The 19,145-nt window shown below is 63.3% G+C and carries 17 protein-coding genes; 9 read left to right on the forward strand and 8 right to left on the reverse strand.

Annotated elements, in window-relative coordinates; all coding sequences use genetic code 11:
- The first annotated feature begins 115 nt into the window (after positions 1 to 115).
- The 6 genes from HUS66_RS07865 to HUS66_RS07890 all read left to right on the forward strand — a co-directional run bounded on the left by HUS66_RS07865 (position 116) and on the right by HUS66_RS07890 (position 6,105).
- On the forward strand, positions 116 to 862 hold the full coding sequence (locus tag HUS66_RS07865) for a toll/interleukin-1 receptor domain-containing protein (RefSeq protein WP_175070374.1): 747 nt from the start codon (positions 116 to 118) through the stop codon (positions 860 to 862).
- A gap of 125 nt (positions 863 to 987) precedes the next feature.
- Positions 988 to 1,713, forward strand: a complete 726-nt coding sequence (locus tag HUS66_RS07870) for a hypothetical protein (protein WP_175070375.1) — start codon at positions 988 to 990, stop codon at positions 1,711 to 1,713.
- A 438-nt stretch (positions 1,714 to 2,151) separates the two neighbouring features.
- Positions 2,152 to 2,916 carry an SIR2 family NAD-dependent protein deacylase gene (locus tag HUS66_RS07875; protein WP_175070376.1) on the forward strand — a complete coding sequence of 255 codons (765 nt, stop codon included), beginning with the start codon at positions 2,152 to 2,154 and terminating at the stop codon, positions 2,914 to 2,916.
- A gap of 130 nt (positions 2,917 to 3,046) precedes the next feature.
- On the forward strand, positions 3,047 to 4,030 hold the full coding sequence (locus HUS66_RS07880; RefSeq protein ID WP_175070377.1) for an MBL fold metallo-hydrolase: 984 nt from the start codon (positions 3,047 to 3,049) through the stop codon (positions 4,028 to 4,030).
- Between the two features lie 224 nt (positions 4,031 to 4,254).
- Positions 4,255 to 5,196, forward strand: a complete 942-nt coding sequence (locus tag HUS66_RS07885) for a bile acid:sodium symporter family protein (RefSeq protein WP_175070378.1) — start codon at positions 4,255 to 4,257, stop codon at positions 5,194 to 5,196.
- A gap of 30 nt (positions 5,197 to 5,226) precedes the next feature.
- Positions 5,227 to 6,105 (forward strand): tRNA-uridine aminocarboxypropyltransferase, encoded by an 879-nt coding sequence (locus HUS66_RS07890; RefSeq protein ID WP_254628748.1) that lies wholly within the window; start codon positions 5,227 to 5,229, stop codon positions 6,103 to 6,105.
- 139 nt (positions 6,106 to 6,244) lie between these two features.
- Here HUS66_RS07890 and HUS66_RS07895 read toward each other — a convergent pair whose 3' ends face one another.
- The 8 genes from HUS66_RS07895 to def all read right to left on the reverse strand — a co-directional run bounded on the left by HUS66_RS07895 (position 6,245) and on the right by def (position 15,741).
- Positions 6,245 to 7,399, reverse strand: coding sequence for a GGDEF domain-containing protein (locus tag HUS66_RS07895; RefSeq protein WP_217487959.1), 1,155 nt, complete (start codon positions 7,397 to 7,399; stop codon positions 6,245 to 6,247).
- Positions 7,400 to 7,881: 482 nt separating this feature from the next.
- Complete coding sequence (locus HUS66_RS07900) at positions 7,882 to 9,111, reverse strand: TraB/GumN family protein (protein WP_092525852.1); 1,230 nt, start codon at positions 9,109 to 9,111, stop codon at positions 7,882 to 7,884.
- Positions 9,112 to 9,196: 85 nt separating this feature from the next.
- Positions 9,197 to 10,645, reverse strand: coding sequence for a TrkH family potassium uptake protein (locus HUS66_RS07905; protein ID WP_175070380.1), 1,449 nt, complete (start codon positions 10,643 to 10,645; stop codon positions 9,197 to 9,199).
- A gap of 88 nt (positions 10,646 to 10,733) precedes the next feature.
- Positions 10,734 to 12,107 carry a Trk system potassium transporter TrkA gene (gene trkA / locus HUS66_RS07910; RefSeq protein ID WP_092525850.1) on the reverse strand — a complete coding sequence of 458 codons (1,374 nt, stop codon included), beginning with the start codon at positions 12,105 to 12,107 and terminating at the stop codon, positions 10,734 to 10,736.
- Between the two features lie 194 nt (positions 12,108 to 12,301).
- Positions 12,302 to 12,505: a dodecin gene (locus HUS66_RS07915; RefSeq protein WP_092525849.1), complete on the reverse strand. Its 204-nt coding sequence runs from the start codon at positions 12,503 to 12,505 to the stop codon at positions 12,302 to 12,304.
- Between the two features lie 197 nt (positions 12,506 to 12,702).
- On the reverse strand, positions 12,703 to 14,097 hold the full coding sequence (gene rsmB / locus HUS66_RS07920) for a 16S rRNA (cytosine(967)-C(5))-methyltransferase RsmB (RefSeq protein WP_175070381.1): 1,395 nt from the start codon (positions 14,095 to 14,097) through the stop codon (positions 12,703 to 12,705).
- The gene (gene fmt / locus HUS66_RS07925) at positions 14,094 to 15,083 is read right to left on the reverse strand and encodes a methionyl-tRNA formyltransferase (RefSeq protein WP_175070382.1); all 990 of its coding nucleotides are present in this window, start codon (positions 15,081 to 15,083) and stop codon (positions 14,094 to 14,096) included. The genes rsmB and fmt overlap by 4 nt, the downstream gene beginning before the upstream one ends.
- Before the next feature lie 145 nt (positions 15,084 to 15,228).
- Positions 15,229 to 15,741 (reverse strand): peptide deformylase, encoded by a 513-nt coding sequence (def, locus tag HUS66_RS07930; RefSeq protein ID WP_092525846.1) that lies wholly within the window; start codon positions 15,739 to 15,741, stop codon positions 15,229 to 15,231.
- Between the two features lie 397 nt (positions 15,742 to 16,138).
- Here def and HUS66_RS07935 point away from each other — a divergent pair, with 397 nt between their 5' ends.
- The 3 genes from HUS66_RS07935 to HUS66_RS07945 all read left to right on the forward strand — a co-directional run bounded on the left by HUS66_RS07935 (position 16,139) and on the right by HUS66_RS07945 (position 19,142).
- A complete protein-coding gene (locus HUS66_RS07935; protein WP_175070546.1) occupies positions 16,139 to 17,233 on the forward strand; it encodes a LysM peptidoglycan-binding domain-containing protein in 1,095 nt (364 codons plus the stop codon).
- Between the two features lie 92 nt (positions 17,234 to 17,325).
- A complete protein-coding gene (gene dprA, locus HUS66_RS07940; protein ID WP_175070383.1) occupies positions 17,326 to 18,465 on the forward strand; it encodes a DNA-processing protein DprA in 1,140 nt (379 codons plus the stop codon).
- Between the two features lie 107 nt (positions 18,466 to 18,572).
- On the forward strand, positions 18,573 to 19,142 hold the full coding sequence (locus HUS66_RS07945; protein ID WP_175070384.1) for an L-threonylcarbamoyladenylate synthase: 570 nt from the start codon (positions 18,573 to 18,575) through the stop codon (positions 19,140 to 19,142).
- Positions 19,143 to 19,145 lie beyond the last annotated feature (3 nt).

The raw sequence follows: 19,145 nt of genomic DNA on the forward strand, positions 1-19,145 counted from the left end.
TAGCAGCCTGATGGGCGGCTTAGTCCAACAGGCATTTATACGCCATGCTCCGCACGGCGAAGAAATGCTGAACAGTTAGCCAGATATTATAGATCTCTACACGGAAGCTTTTACTATGGCAAAATTCAACTCTAATGAGCTAAATCGAAAAATACGAGAGGCACAACGAAAAGCTCAGCAGCAGGTCAAACGTGAGGTTGATCGAGTCAATCGTGCCAATAAGAAAATCATTGATGACCACAACCGAAAGGTTGATGCACATAATCGGAAAGTGGTTTCCGATCACAATAGGAGCGTGCGACAGCAAAATCAAAAAGCAGATGCTCATAATCGAAAGGTTATAGCTGACTTAAATAGGCAATTACGGACCGCCTCAAGCCCGGTTAGATACTCCGAGCCAGAGCGCCAACTTGCAGATAAAGTACATGAAGCAGTTGCCTCACTAGACCCGCGCGAATATGACTCTTTCCTAAGCTATGCTCGAATTGATGGTGCTGAAATTGCCTCACAGCTTCGAGATGAGCTTGAAAGTTTGGGCGTGGCTGTATGGTTTGATGAGGTAGCAATTATTCCAGGTCGCAGCCAATCACTACAAATGGATGCGGGACTGAGGAAGGCGCGTTCAGGTATTACAGTCCTCACCCCTGCCTATTTGACAGGTAGGTTTTGGACTGAAAGGGAACTTGGTGCACTGTTAAATAAGAGTACGCTTATTCCTGTCTTACACAATGTAACATTCGATGATGTTAAGCAGTACAGCGGAATACTGCCCGACTTGGCAGGCTTTACTACCCAGCACGACTCAGTTGAAGATATTGCCAAGAAAATTGCTGCGGCGGTACTTGTTGAAGATGTTGGCTAAGCTGCTATGAGGGGAAAATGGCTAACAAGGCCAGTTACGGCGATGCCCACTACATTGCGCCTTCGGCTCGATTCCGCGGGCGCGCATGCTGCAAGCGTTATGCATACCGGGAGTGTTGAGGGTCAATGCTATCCATAGAAGAAATTGAGGCCATGGCTGCCGCATTCAGAGAAGCAAGTAGGCCACATATCCTTAGCTATACAGGAGTCATCGTCCTTAGCTGGGCAGGTGCTTTTCTCGCCGCATACCTCGTGCAAAAAGCAAAGAATAGAGCTAACTCAGAAGATTTTCATGAGTTGAAGAACCAGCTCCGTGATAATACTAGAATAGTCAAAGAGATTGAGTCAACGTTTTCGGAAAACTTCTGGATCAGGCAGCAAGTGTGGGTTAAGAAGCAGGAGTCATATGAAACGATACTTTGCCTGCTTCATGATATTGAAAAGTACGTAAGCCACCAAGTCACAGATTTTGAAGAATGGGAGTATATAAATCACCGCCATCCTTACTTCGGGTTTTACCCGCATGAAGATATCGGAAACGTAAAAGCATGGGAAAGGGACAAGAAGGAGTATGAAGAAAAGCAACAGGATCCGGAAACCGTTGCAGAATCTCAGGCCCTGAAAACGAGGTATGATAGAGCATTATCTGAAATATTCGATCATATTGAGTTGAAATCTATCTACCTAGATAGTCGAGTAGCGTCTGCGGTTGAAGAGCTTAAGAGGTCGTTAAGTCGGACTGACGAGCATGAGGATTGGGAAGATCATTTTACTAGAATTTCGTCAGACACAACGGACGCGATTAGAAAAATACGGGAGATATCGAGGCTGGAGCTAAAGCTGGATGCATAACCAATCCATCAAATTCGCTCCCTTCGGTCGCCGGACGCTCGCAAGCTCGCGCCGTTTATTGGGCGTTATATCAGCTCTGCTGAACGTCCGCTTCTGACCGACAGCGGTTTTCCCTGCGGTCCCGGCCTCCCCTCGGAGGCCGGTGTATAGTCGTACTCTCTTCCTCGGCCCTGCCCCGCCCAACCTCAATCAATCGATGATTCCAGGTGTTGGCTGGCTCGAAGTGGATCATTTATGGACCGGCTTAACCGCAGGGTGCTGATTCTCCGGCAAGATCACTGCTCGTGCAGTTTGCCAGGCGGTATACCACCGGGCGGTGCGCTGTCTGGCCGCGCTGGGGAGGGAGTGATAGCGTCAGCGATAGGCAAAACATATGCACAGTCGGTCGCGGGTTTCTTAAAAGTGAGGAGCTGGCGGCCGAGCGGCTAGAGGTAATGAATGGAAGAACAACGTGTGCCCCACCTGGTGGTGCTGACCGGCGCGGGCATGAGCGCGGAGAGCGGCATTCGTACCTTTCGGGCAACCGATGGCCTCTGGGAGGAGCATCCCATCGAGGCGGTGGCCACGCCTGAGGGCTTCGCTCGTGACCCGGAACGGGTGCTGCGCTTCTATAACGAGCGCCGTGAGCAGGTGCGCCGCGCTGAGCCCAATGCGGCCCATCGGGCGCTGGCCGAGCTGGAACAGGTCGGCACTCGGGTCAGCATCGTCACCCAGAACATCGATGACCTGCATGAGCGGGCCGGTTCTTCCGATGTGCTGCACCTGCATGGCGAGATCCTGATGGCGCGCTCTTCGGTGGATGAGCGGCTGCGCTATCCGCTGCGCCAAGGTGGCATCCGAATGGGCGATCTCTGCGACAAGGGCAGCCAGCTACGCCCGGACGTGGTCTGGTTCGGCGAGTCGGTGCCGCGCTATGCGGATGCCTGTGACATCGTCGCCGAGGCGGACCTGTTGCTGGTGGTGGGCACCTCGCTTGCGGTAATGCCGGCGGCACTGCTGCTCGAACAGGTACCCCTGGACGCCGATGCGGTCGTCATCGACCCCGACGCTCACCAACTGGCGCCGCCCGGTGTCGGCCGTCTCGCCTTGCCGGCCGGGCAGGGCGTGCCTAAGTTGGTTGAGCATTGGAAGGCTACCGGCCGGCTCGAAGTCCCCGACGATCTGCTCGCCACTGGGCTCGCACCGAGCAGCGATAACGGCTGAAAGGGCCGTGGCCTTTAGCCGCCATGGCGTGCGCAGAGGGTTTTGGCTTCACCTTGTACAATATTTATTTGTCCGCTAGCTTTATGTCCAAGTTGTTCGTCACCGACCAACACTCGAACAGGAGATTGCCATGACCGCTTTTCTGACGCGCACCACCTTGCCGCTGGCCACCGCGACCGTGCTGGGTCTGGCCGCCAGTGCGCCGGCTGTCGCCGCCGGCGATATGGCCGATGGCCCCAATCCCGGTTACTACCGCATGATGCTCGGCGATTTCGAGGTCACGGCGCTAAGCGACGGCACCGTCAATTTGCCGATGCACGAATTGCTGCACATGCCCGCCGACGAGGCCAAGGCAATATTCGAGGACGCCTACCTGAACGTGCCGGTCGAAACCTCGGTCAACGCCTACCTGATCAACACCGGCGACAAGCTGGTGCTGGTGGACACCGGGGCCGGCACGCTGTTCGGGCCGTCGCTTGGCAAGTTGGGATCAAGCCTTGAAGCGGCCGGCTACCGGCCCGAGCAGGTCGATGAGATTTACCTGACCCATATGCACCCGGACCACGTGGGTGGGCTGATGGATGGCGAGTCGCGGATGTTCCCCAACGCGACCCTGCATGCCGACCAGGACGATGTCGACTTCTGGCTCGACCCGGCCCAGCTCGAAGCCGCACCGGAAGGCCAGAAGGGCTTCTTCCAGGGCGCGATGGCCTCCATTAACCCCTACATCGAAGCGGGCGCCTTCGAGGCCTTCGAGGGCGATACCGAGCTCGCGCCGGGTATCTATGCCGAGGAACATCCGGGCCATACGCCGGGGCACAGCACCTATCGCGTCGAGAGCAACGGCGAGACCCTGGTGCTGTGGGGCGACACCATGCATGCCGCCGCGGTGCAGTTCCCGCACCCGGACGTCACCATCGATTTCGACAGTACCCCCGAACAGGCCCGCGAGGAACGCAAGGCGATATTCGCCACCGTCGCCGATGAAGGCGACTGGGTGGCCGGCGCGCATCTGTCCTTCCCTGGCATCGGCCATTTGCGTGCCGACGGCGAGGGCTATGAGTGGCTGCCGGTGAATTACAGCCATGATCCGGCGGCTGCCGCTGGCGAGTAAGCGGTGCTCTAGGCTAGGCCATTTTCCAAGGCCCACGATGAAGGCGCGTCCCGAATGCCGGGGCGCGCCTTCATTCATTAGCGCGCATACGGCATGATGGGCGTCCCGCTTCGCTGTCGATGCCGAAGAGTGCATCTCGGCCGGGATATCAAGAGCCGTCTTAACGGCCTGACGGCCGGGCATTTGCCTGGCTTTTTCTCATCACGTAACGCTTAGGACACCTCATGCACGCCTTCGAACGTCTCAATCGCCTCTTTCCCGTCTGGGCGATCCTCTTTGCCTTGTGCGCCGCCTGGCAGCCGGACTGGTTTACCGGACTTGCCGGCCAGATCAAGCTGCTGCTGGCGCTGATCATGTTTGCCATGGGCCTGACCCTGTCGCGCCAGGATTTTCTCGGCGTGTTGCGCGCCCCGAAGCCGGTGGCGGTGGGCATCGTGCTGCAGTTCACGCTGATGCCGCTGGCAGCGCTGCTGGTCTCGAAACTGCTGGGCCTCGACCCGGCCCTGACCACCGGCATGGTGCTGGTCGGCGCTACCGCCGGCGGCACGGCCTCCAACGTGATGGCCTGGTTGGCCGGTGGCCATGTGGCGCTGTCGGTGTCGATGACGCTGGCTTCCACCCTGGTCTCGGTGGCGGCTACGCCGCTGCTGACCTGGCTGCTGGTCGGTGAGAGCATCGCCGTGCCGGTGGCGGGCATGTTCATGAGCATCGCCCAGTTGGTCATCGCCCCGATCGCCCTGGGTGTGGTGGTTCACCACCTGCTTGGCGACCGGGTCCGCCGGGTCGAGCCCATGCTGGCGACGCTTGCCATGGCCGCTATCGTCTTGATCATCGCCATCGTGGTGGGGCTTAACGCCGACCGCCTGCTGACGCTTGGGCCGCTGGTAGCGCTGGCGGTGGTGCTGCACAACGGCATCGGCCTGGCCGGTGGCTATGGTCTGGCGCGGCTGGCTGGCTTCGAGGAGCGAATCGCCCGCACCGTGGCCATCGAGGTGGGCATGCAGAATTCCGGCCTCGCGGTGGCCCTGGCCAGCCAGTTCTTCTCGGCAAGCGCGGCGCTTCCCGGTGCGCTGTTCTCGGTATGGCACAACGTATCTGGCTCCATACTGGCCGGCTATTGGAAGCGCCGCCCGGTGGGGCAACACACGCCGGCTACAGCGTCGTAACAGGCGGGGCGGGGCCAGGGTAGGCCGCGCATGCTAGAATGCGCGGCCTACCCAGCGACCACGCTCGAGCCCGATTACACCATGAATGACACTACCGAGCCGGCGGGAGAAACCGCCGGCCCGTCCACTGGCGACGTCAAAGGCCCCTCGGCCACCGGTTCTGACGCGCCCGGGGCGTCTCAGGCGCCTTCTGCCGATGCATCTCGCCCGCCGAGCAAGCCATTCAAGGCCCGCGGCAGCACCGTGAAACGCTGTGATACCTGCCGTTTGCCGGCGCTGAACTGTCTTTGCCCCTATCGGGTGGAAGCCGAGAGCCTGGCGCGCTTCTGGTTGATTACCCATCCGCTCGAGCACCTGAAGCCGACCAACACCGGGCGGCTGATTGCCGACGTGCTGCCGAGCACCGAGGTCTTCACCTGGTATCGCACGGCACCGGACGAACAGCTGCTCGAGCTGCTGGCCGATGAGCGTTTCGCCCCCTTCGTGATCTTCCCTGACGACCAGCCGGACTACGCCGACCGGGTGGTGGGCATGCAGGCGGTGCACGACGCCATAGACCCCGCCGTGGGCAATGGAGCCAGGATTCCGGTGTTCATCATCCTCGATGGCACCTGGCGCCAGGCGCGCCGCATCTTCCGCCGCAGCTCCTACCTGGATGGCTTGCCGGTGTTGCCGCTTGCCACCGAACGCGAGACCCGCTATCGGCTGCGCAAACCTGCCTCCAAGGCGCATCTATGCACCGCAGAGGTGGCCGCAGAGCTTCTGCGTCAGGCCGGCGATGGCGACGCGGGCCAGGTGTTGGATGATTACTTCGACGCCTTCAACGACAGCTACGGCGCCAGCCGGCGGCATAGTCGCCTGCCGGGGCCGACGCCGGCCATGGAGAGGCTGCTGGCACGTCGTACCTAGGCTTGGTACGAAAACTACCTGCGCTCGACAATACGGCGTTAAAAATTGGCTCAAAATGCTCATTTACACCACGTAAACTCCGCTTTTTCGCCAATTTTTGCCTTGTCTTGCCTTCGCTCGCTGACTTTACGTACGAAACCTAGGCGCTGATTTCCTGGAAACACCCCTTGCCGTTCTGTTTGGCTTGGTAGAGGGCGTGGTCCGCCTGTGCGATCAGCGCCTCGAGTCGCTCTCGGTCGGTGCCGCGCCAGTTGTCGCATTGAACGATACCGACGCTGAGCCCTAGGTCCGGATATTGCGGGCGGAGCGTGCCGATGGCATCGATCATCCGCTGAGCGATCAAGCGGCTGGTCTCGGGGTTGGCGCCTGGCAGCAGGATCAGGAATTCATCTCCGCCCCAGCGCGACAGGATGTCCTCATGGCGCAGTGCGTGCCTCATTTCATTGGCGATATAGCGCAGCAAGTCATCGCCCGCTTGATGCCCGTAGGTATCGTTGATGCCCTTGAAGCCGTCGAGGTCTGCGTAGAGCAGGCTGACCGGGAGGGCTTCACGGCCCGCACTTCGAATCGCCAGTGCCTCACGAAACCAAGCATCGCGATTCAGCAATTCGGTCAGTGGGTCCAGGCGTGCCATGCGGCGGCTTTGGTATTCGCCGAGTAGCGCCTGCGTTGAGGTGTCGTTGAGTGCATGCACCATCAGGTACAGGGCTCCCCAGAAGAACGGGGCCTGCACCACGAATATCCAGAACCAGGGCTCGGGCTGGAAGGGAACGGCCAGCTTCAACGGTAGGTCCAGCAGCAGGATCTGCAGCACGGCATAGCGCGGTGTGCCATGAGAAAAGCTCGCCGTGGCCGTGGCCATGGCAACCATGGAAGGGATAGCCAGTACCTGTAGCACGGCATCGCCACTGAGCAGACATAGCGCAGTCCCCAGGCCGGTCGACAAGCTCCACATTAGGCTGGCCAGATAGATCTGGTCGGTAGGCGTAACGCCACTCTTGTGGCGCCATTGGTGTTTGGCGCGGGAGTGAAGCCAAGCGCGATAGGCCGAGAGCCCGAGATTTACCACGAACCAGAGCCAAAACCACGGGTCGGGGGCCCGGTATAGGGCGATGCCTGTCATCGCCAGGGTGGTGAGGGTGCCCGACCACATGGCAGCGGACTGGATACTGGGGCCCGACAGCAATCGCTTTTGGATGCTTTCGGGCAGACCTCCGTCGCAAAGCAGCCAGTACATGAAGCGCCAGCGCGGAAGAGAGTAGCGGTATTGAGGCTCGTAGAGCTTGTATGGCATCACGTCAGGCCTTATGGCGGTGCGCAGCTATCGCGTTAAATGCTTGGCATGACAACTGCCCTCGGGGAACCTGTCTTCCATGTTTTCTATCGCCTGATGCTCTCGAGGCGTCAGTGTTTCTTTTTGTTATTGTATCGGCCGTATTGGCTGCGGGCTTGAGCGGTGTTATCGCATATAAGCGGTTTCTTGAGGGGGAACAAAAGATTCTGGTGCTTGCTGAAAAATTACATTAAGCAACAATTTTGGGAGTGTCGACAGGATAATACACGCATGACAAGCGGCAGGCGCGAGACATTACAGCGAGTGCCGGTCGATATGCTGAGGGGTTCGAGGTTAGCAATGCCTAAGGTCAGCGCCTCGGCTGGGCACTGTAACAAGGCGTAGCATTCTCGTCGTAGGGGGGCAGAAGCCGTTGCGGCGGCAATAGCCCTTGCGGCAAGAAGCCGTGAGACAAGGGCTATGGAAAAGACAAGCCGTGTGAATCAGCTCATGAGCTGCCCGGCGATGCGCAGACCGGCGATCCAGGTGCCGGCGGCGGAGCCCAGCGTGGAGAGCAGAAACACCAGCAGGGTGCGGGAAACCCGGTTCTTCCACCAGCCTTTAGGGCTGGCGACATCATGGCGCAGGTTCGAGAAGTCGCGCACCTTGGGCTTGCGCATGGCGAGCTCGACCCCGGCCGCGACGAAGCCGGCGCCGATGGTCGGGTTGAGCGAGGTCAAGGGGGCGGCAAAGAAGGTGGCGATCACCGTGACGGGGTGGCCCAGCGCGATGGCGGCACCCAGCCCAGAGAGAATGCCGTTGATCAGGAACCACTCGCCGACCAACTGCCAACCAAGCCCTGTGTCCTTGGAGAAGCCCACCGCGAAGCCGGTCAGCACCAGCAGCGTGATGGCCCAGGGCAGCAGCTTCCAGATTTTCGAGCGCGCCGGGGTGTGTTCCAGAGTCTCGCGCTCGGCCCGCGGAGCGGCCGGCAGCTCTCCTTCGAGGTGCTCGGCCATGCCCTTGAGGTGGCCGGCGCCGATGATCACCAGCACGTTGCGGTAATGCGTAGGCGCCTGCTCTTCGAGACGCAGCGCCATGTAGCGGTCGCGCTCACGAATCAGCGGCGCATAGAGGCTCTCGGACTGTTCGGCGAACTCGTTGAAGGTCGATTCCAGAACGTCGCCTTCCTTGAGGCGTTCGATGTCGGCGGCAGAGACTTCCTGACGCGACACCACGCTGCCCAGCAGCCCCGAAAACAGCCCGAAGCGCTGCCACCAGGGCACGTTGGCGTAGATGCGCTTGAGCGTCACCCCCACCTCGCGATCGATCAGCAGCAGCGGCAGGCTGGCGGCGTCGGTTTCCTCCAGGGCCGCACGCATCTCGGCGCCGGGCTCGATGCCCGACTGCTCGGCGACACGCTGCTGGAAGGCGCCTAGTGCCAGACTGGCGGCGACCATGCCGGCCTTGCCCTGGCGGAAGATCTGAAACAGGTCCTGATTGGCCAGGGCATCGGGCTCGACCAGGCTCTGGTGGCGCGACGCGCACAGCTCGATCGCCACGGCGTCGAACTCGCCGGAGCGGATCAGCTCACGGACTTCGTTGGCGCTTTCGGCGGAGACATGGGCGGTGCCAAGCAGGGTGTAGCGGGTATCGCCGCGTACGATCACCCGGCGTGGGCCCTGGCCTGTTGCCTGAGGCTCGGCAGTGGTGATGTCCTGAGATTCGGTCATGGACGCTCGCTAGACGGTTAGGAGAGAAGATTATCCACGATGCCGGCGGCCAGGCCAAACCCGCCCCGCAGGGCGGTCGGCCCAGCTAGCGGCGCCAGAAGGCCGGTGTGAAGAGCACCAGCACGGTGAAGATTTCCAGGCGGCCGAGCAGCATCGCTACCACCAGAATCCATTTGGCGGCGTCCGGCATGTCGCCGTAGTGGCTTGCCACCTCACCCAGCCCAGGGCCCAGGTTGTTGATGGTGGCCGCCACCGCGGACCAGGCCGTGATCTGATCGAGACCGGTGGCCATCACGCCGATCAGCATCAAGAAGAACAGCAGCACATAGACCGAGAAGAAGCCCCATACGGCCTGGGCGATGCTGTCCGGGACGCTGACCTTGCCGATTTTTACCGCGATCACCGCATTGGGGTGGATCAGCCTTAAGACCTCACGCATGCCCTGTTTCAGGATCAGGATGATGCGGATGACCTTGATGCCGCCCCCGGTGGAGCCACTGCAGCCGCCGACGAAGGCGGCGACGAACAGCAAAAAGGGCAGGGCGCCTGGCCAGACGGAGAAGTCGGCGACGCCGAAGCCTGCGGTGGTGGCGATTGAGACGGCCTCGAAGAGGCCGTGGCGCAGGCCGAGGAGATCGGTGTAGGTGCCGGTCAGCCATAGCGAGACCACCGTGATCACGGTCAGGGCCAGCAGGAACAGCAGCAGAAAGCGGGCTTCGGGGTCGGCCAGGTACTGGCTCAGGCGCTTTTCGCGCCAGGCGGCGAAGTGCAGGCTATAGCTCATCGCCGAGACGATCATGAACAGGATGCAGATCATCTCGATCAAGGCGCTATCGAAATGACCGATGCTGGTGTCATAGGTCGAGAAACCGCCTATCGCCACCGTGGAAAAACTGTGGCCCAGGGCATCGAACCAGTTCATGCCAGCCAGCCAATAGGCGGCAAAGCAGGTCAGGGTCAGGGTGGCGTAGATGTACCAGAGGGCCTTGGCGGTCTCGGTGATGCGGGGAGTCAGCTTGGAGTCCTTCAGCGGCCCCGGAATCTCGGTGCGGTAAAGCTGCATGCCGCCGATGCCCAACGTCGGCAGAATGGCGACCGCCAGGACCACGATCCCCATGCCGCCGAGCCACTGCAGCTGCTGGCGATAGTAGCGGATGCCCTCGGGCAGAAAGTCGATGCCGGTGATCACGGTGGCGCCGGTGGTCGTCAGCCCCGAGAATGACTCGAAGACCGCGTCGGTCGGCGAGAGCGCCTGAGCGCCGTCCAGCATCAGCGGAAGCGCACCGAAGAGGCCGAGTACGGTCCAGAACAGCGCCGCGATCAAGAAGCCGTCGCGGGTGCGCAGCTCCTTGCGGGCGTTGCGGTTGGGCCAGTACAGCAGCGCACCGGTGGCCACGGTGATGACCATGGCGATGACAAAGCTGCTCCAGACGCCGTCGGCGTAGAGCAGCGAGATCAGGATCGGGGGTAGCAGGGTCAGGCTGAAGAGCATCAGCAGCAGCCCTAGAATGCGCAGGATCATGCGCAGGCTCATGGCGTGACCGTCCTTGTCATGGGTAGCGAGTCATTGGCAGTGAGTCATTGGCAGTGAGCTGGCGGTGGCTTGCACGGGGCCATCCCTATCAGAAGAAGGTCAGGCCGACCTGGAACAAACGCTCCACGTCACGAATGCGGCGCTTGTCGATCACGAACAGGATCACGTGGTCGCCGGATTCCACGACCACGTCGTCGTGGGCGATCAGCACTTCCTTGCCGCGCACGATGGCGCCAATGGTGGTGCCGCTTGGCAGGTCGATATGGTCGATGGTCTTGCCCACCACCTTCGAAGAATGGGCGTCGCCGTGGGCGATGGCCTCGATGGCCTCGGCGGCCCCCCGGCGCAGCGAGTGGACGTTGACGATATCACCGCGGCGCACGTGGGTCAGCAGGCCGCCAATGGTGGCCTGCTGGGGCGAGATGGCGATATCGATCTCGCCGCCCTGCACCAGGTCGACATAGGCGGCGTTGTTGATCAGGGTCAGTACCTTCTTGGCGCCTAGCCGCTTGGCCAGCATCGACGACATGATATTGACCTCATCGTCGTTGGTCAGTGCGCAGAAGATATCGCAGTCCTCGATGTTTTCTTCTAGCAGCAGCCGCTTGCTGGTGGCGCTGCCGTGCAGCACCACGGTGCGATCGAGACGCTCGGACAGGGTGGTGCAGCGCTCGAGGCTATGCTCGATGATCTTGACCTGGTGGCTGTGCTCCAGGGTTTCGGCCAGACGCTCGCCGATATGGCCGCCCCCGGCGATCACCACCCGGCGGAAGTCACGGTCCAGCCGGCGCAGCTCGCTCATCACCGAGCGGATGTCGCGGCGGGCGGCAATGAAGAACACCTCGTCATCGGCTTCGATGACGGTGTCGCCGCGCGGAATGATCGGGCGGTTGCGGCGATAGATGGCCGCCACCCGGGTATCCACCTTGGGCATGTGGCGACGCAAAAAGCCGATCTCCTGGCCGACCAGCGGGCCGCCGTAGAACGCCTTGACCGCGACCAGCTGCACGATGCCGTTGGCAAATTCCAGCACCTGCAGGGCGCCGGGATAATCGATCAGCCGGCGGATATGGTCGGTGACGACCTGCTCGGGGCTGATCAGCACGTCGATGGGTACGGCATCGTGGGCGAACAGGCCCTTGCGTGTCAGATAGGCCGTTGCCCGCACCCGCGCGATCTTGGTCGGGGTGCGAAACAGGGTGTGCGCCACCTGACAGGCGATCATGTTGACTTCGTCCGAATTGGTCACGGCGATCAGCATGTCGGCGTCTTCACAGCCCGCTTGGCGCAGCACCATCGGATAAGAGGCAGCGCCCGATACCGTGCGAATATCCAGACGGCTATGCAGCTCGCGCAGGCGCTCGCCGTCGGTATCGACCACGGTAATATCGTTTTCTTCATGGGCCAGATGTTCGGCCAGGGTACCGCCGACCTGGCCTGCACCTAGAATGATGATCTTCATGAAAATGTCCGCAGGCTAATGGGCCGACGGCCTGAGAGGGGCGTCGGCAGGCGGTGGCTAGCATAAACCACTCGCCGGGCGGGCGACAGGGTGAGGCGGGATGACCTCGGTGAGCGGCTTGCCGCCGCCGGGTCAGAACTGCTCCGGCGGCGGCACAGTGGTCTATTCGCCATCGACTCGGGGTGTCGGGCGGCTTATTCGAGCGTGAAGCCGACCTTGACGGTGACCTGCCAGTGGGCGACACGGCCGTCTTCGATATGGCCGCGGGTATCGACCACTTCGAGCCAGCGCATGCCGTGCACGCTTTGGCTGGCGCGTTCGAGGGCCTGGTTCACCGCATCTTCGATGCTTACGGTGGATGAACCGGTCAGCTCGATATGCTTGTAGACGTGGGACATGGGTCACTCCTTTGCCGTGGAAAAGGCCCCGGCTGACGCCGAGGCTCTGCCGCCAGTATAGGCATCAAGGCGGGCCCGTCCGCAAGCCGAAGGCAGGAGCGCCTGAGCGCTGTCTCCTCCCTTCGGCCTTGCCGGGCGCTGGTTCAGCGGTGCCCGTCTCTATCTGTGCTCGATCCATGCTCGGCCCGTGTCGCGGCCTACGCCTGGCGGGTCAGCCGCGCATAGAAGAAGCCGTCGTGGCCGTGCTCGCGCGGCAGCAACTGACGTCCGGCGCCCGCGACGCGTCCCCAGGCCAGGTCCTCTGGCGTGCTGGCCACGGCATCCGGCGTGCGTTCGAGGAAGGCGGCGATCTGCTCGGCATTCTCCTCGGGTAGCACCGAGCAGGTGGCGTACACCAGGGTGCCGCCGGGGGCCAGGGTCTGCCACAGGTTGTCGAGCAGCTTCGCCTGCAGGGCGGCCAGTTGAGGGATATCCTCGGGTCGGCGCAACTGCTTGATGTCGGGGTGACGGCGGATCACGCCGCTGCCCGAGCAGGGGGCATCGAGCAGGATGGCCTCGAAGGGAACGCCATCCCACCAGTCCTGCTGGCTGGCATCGGCGGCGCTGACCTGGGCCGAGAGGCCGAGGCGCTCCAGGGTGGCCTCGACGCGCTGCAGGCGCTCGGCGCTGCTGTCCAGGGCGCGCAGCGAGATATCGAAGGCTTCGAGCAGGTGAGCGGTCTTGCCGCCGGGCGCACAGCAGGCGTCCAGTACCCGAGCCCCCGGACGAGGCGCCAGGGCTGGGCCGAGCAGCTCCACGGCGAGCTGGGCGGCCTCGTCCTGAACGCTCACTTCGCCCTCGGCGAAACCGGGCAGCGCGCTGACGTCGCAGGGCGCCTCTAGGGTCAGGCCATCCGGGGCATGCTGGCAGGGCCGGGCGTCGATATCGGCTTCGCGCAGGCGCTCCAGGTAGGCTTCCTGGCTGGAACGGCGCCGGTTGACCCGCAGCGTCATCGGCCCTGGCTGGTTGTTGGCGATGGCGATCTCGCGCCAGTCGTTCGGCCACGCCTGGCGCAGCGCCTTGAGCCACCAGACAGGATGCAGCAAGGCGACCGCCGGGTCACGGTCGACCTTGGCCTGCATTTCGCTGGCCTCGCGCTGCAGCCGGCGCAGGCAGCCATTGAGTACGCGGGTCGCCCAGGCCTTGTTGAGCAGGCGGGCGGCGCCGGCGGTTTCGCCGACGGCGGCGTGGGCCGGGATGCGCAGGTAGAGCAGCTGATAGATGCCCACCAGCAGCAGCGCCTGGATATCGGTGTCGCGCGCCTTGAAGGGACTTCTCAACAGCACGCCGGCCAGCGCCTCGAGGCGAGGCAGGGTGCGGCAGACGCCATAGCAGATCTCGCGCAGCAGCGCCCGGTCGCGGGGCGCCACACGGCTGTCGTCGAGACCGGCAAGTGATCCCTTGGCATTGAGGATCGGCACCAGCGCGCGAGCCGCTTCGGCGCGCAGCCCCTGGCCGCCCTGGGCGTCTGCGGATGCCTGTCGCTGGCCCTTGCCGGGGCGGCGCTTGCCACCGTTGGCATTCTGGCGGCGTTTGTCCTTGGCCTGACTCATGAAGAGGTCTCCTGGTTATTGCCACCAAGCTGAGTGCCCGTCGCGAAACGCTCGCCGCGAGCGTTGAGCAGGTCACGAGCGGCCAGCGGCTTGCCGCCGGGTAACTGGGCGCGGGTGACTTTCAGCACTTCCTTGCCGTCTGCCCCGCAGGCCACGCGCAGGGCGTCGGCAGCAGCGGGTAAGAGGGTGCCGGGGGCGGCGTCAGGGTCATCGGCTTGCGTCTGACCGGGCTCGGCCAGCCACAGCCGGAGCGGTTCGCCGGCGAGGCGCGTCCAGGCCACTGGCCAGGGGTTGAAGGCGCGGACCTTGGCGGCCAGCGCCGCCGCCGGCGCGGTGAAATCGACCTCACCTTCAGCCTTGGAGAGCTTGGCGGCGTAGGTCACGCCGTCTTGGGGCTGTGGTGTGGCGGTCAGGCCGGGGCCGGTGAGGGCATCCAGCGCCGTGACGATCGCTTCGCCGCCGAGTGCCGCCAGCCGGTCATGCAGGTCGCCGCCGGTGATGCTGGCATCCAGCGGCAGGCGCCGCTCGAGCAGCATGGCGCCGGTATCGAGCCCGGCATCCATCTGCATGATGGTCACGCCGCTTTGCGAATCACCGGCCTCGATGGCGCGCTGGATCGGGGCGGCACCCCGCCAGCGCGGCAGCAGCGAGGCATGGATATTCAGACAGCCCATCGGCGGGATGTCGAGCACCGCCTGAGGCAGCAGCAGCCCGTAGGCCACCACCACCATGATGTCGGCGTCGATGGCGGCCAGTTCGGCCTGGGCATCGGCGTCTTTGAGCGAGGCGGGCTGGTAGACCGGCAGGCCGTGTTCCAGCGCTCGCGCCTTGACGGGGCTCGGGGTCAGCTTGCGGCCGCGCCCGGCGGGGCGGTCGGGCTGGGTATAGACGGCCACCACCTGATGCTCGCTTGAGAGCAGAGCATCGAGGCTTGCCGCGGCGAAATCGGGAGTGCCGGCGAAGATCACACGCAGGGGTCGGGTCATGAAAGGCCTTGCTGGGTCAAAAACGATCAGAGTGGGCGACAGCATAGCGTACCGCCGCCGACAACGACGAAGGCCGGCCGCGTCAGGGTGACGGGGCCGGCCTTCTGCAGGCCAGAACCTGGCCTGCGTCCGTAAGGGCTGGCGTTCAGGCGGGCTGCATCTGACGGTGGCGCTTCTGCATTTTCTTCATTACCCGGTCACGCTTGAGCGGTGACAGGTAATCGACGAACAGCCGACCTTCCAGGTGGTCGTATTCGTGCTGAATGCAGTGAGCCAGCAAACCGTCGGCTTCGAGCTCGTAGGGGTTGCCGTCGCGATCGGTCGCCTTCAGGTGGACGCGTAGTGCACGCGGCACCTCGGCATAGTACTCGGGGATCGACAGGCAACCTTCCTGCATTGGCTCGCGCTCATCGCCGATCGGCGTGTACTCGGGGTTGATCAGCACCAAGGGGGCGTTACGGTTCTCGCTGACGTCCATCACGATCACCCGCTTGTGCACGTCGACCTGGCTTGCCGCCAGACCGATGCCTTGGGCGTCGTACATGGTCTCCAGCATGTCGTCGACCAGTTGACGGATGTCGTCATCGACGGCGTCTACCGCCACCGCCTGAGTGCGCAGGCGCTCGTCCGGGAACTCGAGGATGGGTAACTTGGCCATGACGTTGAAATCACCGTGGGTAAAATTCTGAGAGATTAATCGTATTGTAGTGGCCGGACCCGGCGAACGGAACCGCTATCCATCTTATGGTCACGATAGTACGCAACTATGTGGCAGCCCAGTGGCAACTCTATGATAGGCGCTTCGCTGGCCGCCTCACTGAGTGCACGAAGCCCGTTCACGAACGCCGGGTGTGTATGCTGGGGACGCTAGGGTTTTCGACTGTGCTGTGGCGCGCCGTTGGGCGTGGCCGAGGCGCAGCGCCAGGGATACACTGATGGCGGCAACGACTTTTAACCAGATGCCTGGCCGCGCGCCGAGGGTGAGGGAGCACGAAATGACGCAAGCACGGCGGCAGTCCAGACGAATCCTCGAGGGACTGGGCAATGCCATCGGCATGGGGCGTGGCCATGACCCAGATGTTAAGCCGCTTGCCGCCGCCAGATGGTCGGGGGTCGTTGTGGTGCTGGTCTTGGGGCTGCTCGCGGCGGGCCTTGCGCATGCTCAGGAACGAATGCTGCGCGACGATGCCCCCCAGCGCTACACCGTGGTTCGCGGCGATACCCTCTGGGACATTTCCGGACGCTTCTTGAACCACCCCTGGCAGTGGCCTCAGGTCTGGCGAGTCAATCCGCAGATCGCCAACCCGCACCTGATCTATCCGGGTGACGTGATCGTCATTCGCGACTGTGACGGCCGCCCTTGCCTGGGGCTCGAACGCGGCCAGAACGTGGTCAGGCTGTCGCCCGAGATAAAGCGCATCCCGCGGCGTGAGGCCATCCCGCCACTCCCCCTTGAGGTGGTCGAGAACTTTCTGACCCGGCATCGCATCGTCGATGCCTCGGTCAATCTGAACGAGCAGCCCTATGTGGTCGCCAGCGGCGACAAGCGGCTGATCAGCGGTGCCGGCGATAGCGTGTTCGTGCGCGGCGACCTGAGGCGCGATGCTCGCTACGGCATTTATCGGCCCGGCGAGGTCTATCGCGATGCCCAGGGCGCCTTTCTCGGCCAGGAGTTGATCAGCATCGGCGAAGGCCGCCTGTCCCGACGTGAGGGCGAGTTCAACCAGTTTGCGCTGCTCAGCTCCCGCCAGGAGGTGCGCGACGGCGACCTGGTGATGCCGCTCGAGCAGCTCGAGTTGACTGGGGAGTTTCAGCCTCGTCCACCTGAACGCGCGGTCGAGGGACGCATCCTCGCCGTGCCGGGCGGCGTTCGTTTCATCGGCCGGCTGAACGTCGTGGCACTGGACGCCGGCACTCGGGATGGCGTCCAGCCTGGCCATGTGCTGGCCATCGAACAGCAGGGTGAGCTGGTTCGCGACCCCCGAACCGAAGAGCCGGTGCGCCTGCCGGGCGTCGATGCCGGCCTGGTGATGGTCTTTCGCAGCTATGACCGGGTCAGCTACGGCCTGGTCATGCAAGCCAGCCGCACCCTCGAGGTCGGGGATCGCGTGCACAGCCCCGATTCGATGGACCTGTATTCATCGCGGTAAGACAGACATCCCTGGGGCGTGAGCTGACACTCTCCAAGTAATTAGCTGACGCTATCTCGATAGATGCTATTTCAATGCAAGAGGACGGCGTGATGACGGCCAAGGATTGGCTAGTACTATCGCTGCTGCCGGGGCTGGGGCCTCGGCGCATTCAGACCCTGCGCGAATGCGTACCGGAATGTCACGCGAGCTGGCCCGTGGGCTTTCTGGCGCTGCTGCCGAAACCCGCGGCTACGGCGCTCAGGCTGTGGCTCGATCACCCCGGCCGCAGTCCCCTGGCGCCAGCCATCGACGCCCTGGATGGCTGGCTTGCCGCTTCGCCCCATCATGCCCTTCTGCATCCTGGCCATTCGTGCTGGCCTTCACTGCTGGATGAGCTGCCCGATCCTCCTGTGGTGCTGTGGGCCTGCGGCGATCTTGCTGCCCTGACGCCACCGGCATTGGCCATTGTCGGCTCTCGGCGGCCCACTCGCGATGGGCTCGAGAGCGCCGCCGCCTTTGGTCGCGACCTGGCGGGCCAGGGCTATGCTACCGTCAGCGGCATGGCACTGGGCATCGACGGCGCCGCCCAGCGAGCGGCTCTGGATGCCGGCGGCGCGAGCGTGGCGGTGCTGGGGTGTGGAGTCGATGTGGTCTATCCGCCGCGCCATGAGGCGCTGCATCGCCGCCTGCAGGGCGAGGGCGGGCTGCTGCTCTCGGAACATCCGCCGGGAACGCGAGCCCGTCCGGCGTTCTTTCCCCGCCGCAATCGCATCGTCACCGGGCTGTCACTCGGGGTGCTAGTGGTCGAGGCCGCCGAAAAGAGCGGCTCGTTGGTCAGCGCCAGGCTTGCCATGGAGCAGAACCGCGAGGTCTTTGCCTTGCCGGGTTCGATCCACAATCCCCAGGCTCGGGGCTGTCTGGGGTTGATTCGTCAGGGCGCGACCCTGGTAACCGGCATCGAGGATATCCTCGAGGAGTTGCCTCCCCGGGCCGGGGCATCGGCTAGCGGCTCGACGGAGACGCCTGCCCGCGCAAGCCAGGTGACCCAAGCCCCTTTGGGGAGCGGAGCTAGCTCCCAGGATCCGCTGCTCGAGCTGTTGAGCGAGCGCCCCACGCCGCTGGATGTGCTGGTCGAGCTCACCGGTAGGGACGTCGGATACTGTCAGCGGCGGTTGCTGGAGCTTGAAATCGAAGGGCTGGTCACCCAGGCCGTGGGCGGCTGGGTTCGCCTGTCCGGGCATCTGCTCTAGCCGCTCGGCGCCCCCTTGAGCGTGGCGCACATGTTAAACTTTGCGCCAGTTCGCTCCCGATGCCCGTTCTTTCGCTGCCCAGTTGTTTTCGATTCAGAGGATCGCCGATGACCGATACTCCCGCCCTCGACGCCGCGCTGAAGGCCGCAGTGGATGCCCTGGACGCTGGTGGCGTGATTGCCTACCCGACCGAAGCGGTCTGGGGCCTTGGCTGTGACCCCGACAATGAGCGGGCGTTGACGGCACTATTACGCCTCAAGGAACGCGATCCGGCCAAGGGGCTGATCCTGATCGCCGGCCACATTTCCCAGCTCGCGCCCTGGCTCGATGGCCTGCCCGCCGAGCTGCATGCGCCGCTGGTGGTGAGCTGGCCCGGCCCCAACACCTGGCTGGTGCCGGACAATGGCCGCTCGCATTCCCTGCTGCGCGGCTGCCACCAGAGCGTGGCGCTGCGGGTCAGCGATCATCCGCTGGTGGCCAGGCTCTGCGAGGCCTATGGCGGCCCCATCGTCTCGACCTCGGCCAATCGCGCCGGCGAGCCACCGGCGCTTACCGCCGAAACGGTGCGCGAGACCCTCGGCGATGGCCTCGCCGCGGTGCTCGAAGGGCCACTCGGCGATCATCCCAAGCCGAGTACCATCCGCGACCTGGTCAGCGGTCGCGTGCTGAGAGACTGAAAG

The sequence above is a fragment of the Onishia taeanensis genome, from assembly GCF_013349955.1.
GTDB classification, from domain to species: Bacteria; Pseudomonadota; Gammaproteobacteria; order Pseudomonadales; family Halomonadaceae; genus Onishia; species Onishia taeanensis_B.

What these genes read in the sequence shown, in the direction of transcription:
- fmt (WP_175070382.1), bottom strand. Translation starts at nt 15,083, where the DNA reads ATGACCCGACCCCTGCGTGTGATCTTCGCCGGCACTCCCGATTTCGCC.
- HUS66_RS07935 (WP_175070546.1), top strand. Translation starts at nt 16,139, where the DNA reads ATGGGGCGTGGCCATGACCCAGATGTTAAGCCGCTTGCCGCCGCCAGA.
- HUS66_RS07915 (WP_092525849.1), bottom strand. Translation starts at nt 12,505, where the DNA reads ATGTCCCACGTCTACAAGCATATCGAGCTGACCGGTTCATCCACCGTA.
- rsmB (WP_175070381.1), bottom strand. Translation starts at nt 14,097, where the DNA reads ATGAGTCAGGCCAAGGACAAACGCCGCCAGAATGCCAACGGTGGCAAG.
- HUS66_RS07870 (WP_175070375.1), top strand. Translation starts at nt 988, where the DNA reads ATGCTATCCATAGAAGAAATTGAGGCCATGGCTGCCGCATTCAGAGAA.
- HUS66_RS07945 (WP_175070384.1), top strand. Translation starts at nt 18,573, where the DNA reads ATGACCGATACTCCCGCCCTCGACGCCGCGCTGAAGGCCGCAGTGGAT.
- HUS66_RS07880 (WP_175070377.1), top strand. Translation starts at nt 3,047, where the DNA reads ATGACCGCTTTTCTGACGCGCACCACCTTGCCGCTGGCCACCGCGACC.
- trkA (WP_092525850.1), bottom strand. Translation starts at nt 12,107, where the DNA reads ATGAAGATCATCATTCTAGGTGCAGGCCAGGTCGGCGGTACCCTGGCC.
- HUS66_RS07905 (WP_175070380.1), bottom strand. Translation starts at nt 10,645, where the DNA reads ATGAGCCTGCGCATGATCCTGCGCATTCTAGGGCTGCTGCTGATGCTC.
- dprA (WP_175070383.1), top strand. Translation starts at nt 17,326, where the DNA reads ATGACGGCCAAGGATTGGCTAGTACTATCGCTGCTGCCGGGGCTGGGG.
- HUS66_RS07885 (WP_175070378.1), top strand. Translation starts at nt 4,255, where the DNA reads ATGCACGCCTTCGAACGTCTCAATCGCCTCTTTCCCGTCTGGGCGATC.
- HUS66_RS07900 (WP_092525852.1), bottom strand. Translation starts at nt 9,111, where the DNA reads ATGACCGAATCTCAGGACATCACCACTGCCGAGCCTCAGGCAACAGGC.
- def (WP_092525846.1), bottom strand. Translation starts at nt 15,741, where the DNA reads ATGGCCAAGTTACCCATCCTCGAGTTCCCGGACGAGCGCCTGCGCACT.
- HUS66_RS07875 (WP_175070376.1), top strand. Translation starts at nt 2,152, where the DNA reads ATGGAAGAACAACGTGTGCCCCACCTGGTGGTGCTGACCGGCGCGGGC.
- HUS66_RS07865 (WP_175070374.1), top strand. Translation starts at nt 116, where the DNA reads ATGGCAAAATTCAACTCTAATGAGCTAAATCGAAAAATACGAGAGGCA.
- HUS66_RS07890 (WP_254628748.1), top strand. Translation starts at nt 5,227, where the DNA reads ATGCTAGAATGCGCGGCCTACCCAGCGACCACGCTCGAGCCCGATTAC.
- HUS66_RS07895 (WP_217487959.1), bottom strand. Translation starts at nt 7,399, where the DNA reads ATGCCATACAAGCTCTACGAGCCTCAATACCGCTACTCTCTTCCGCGC.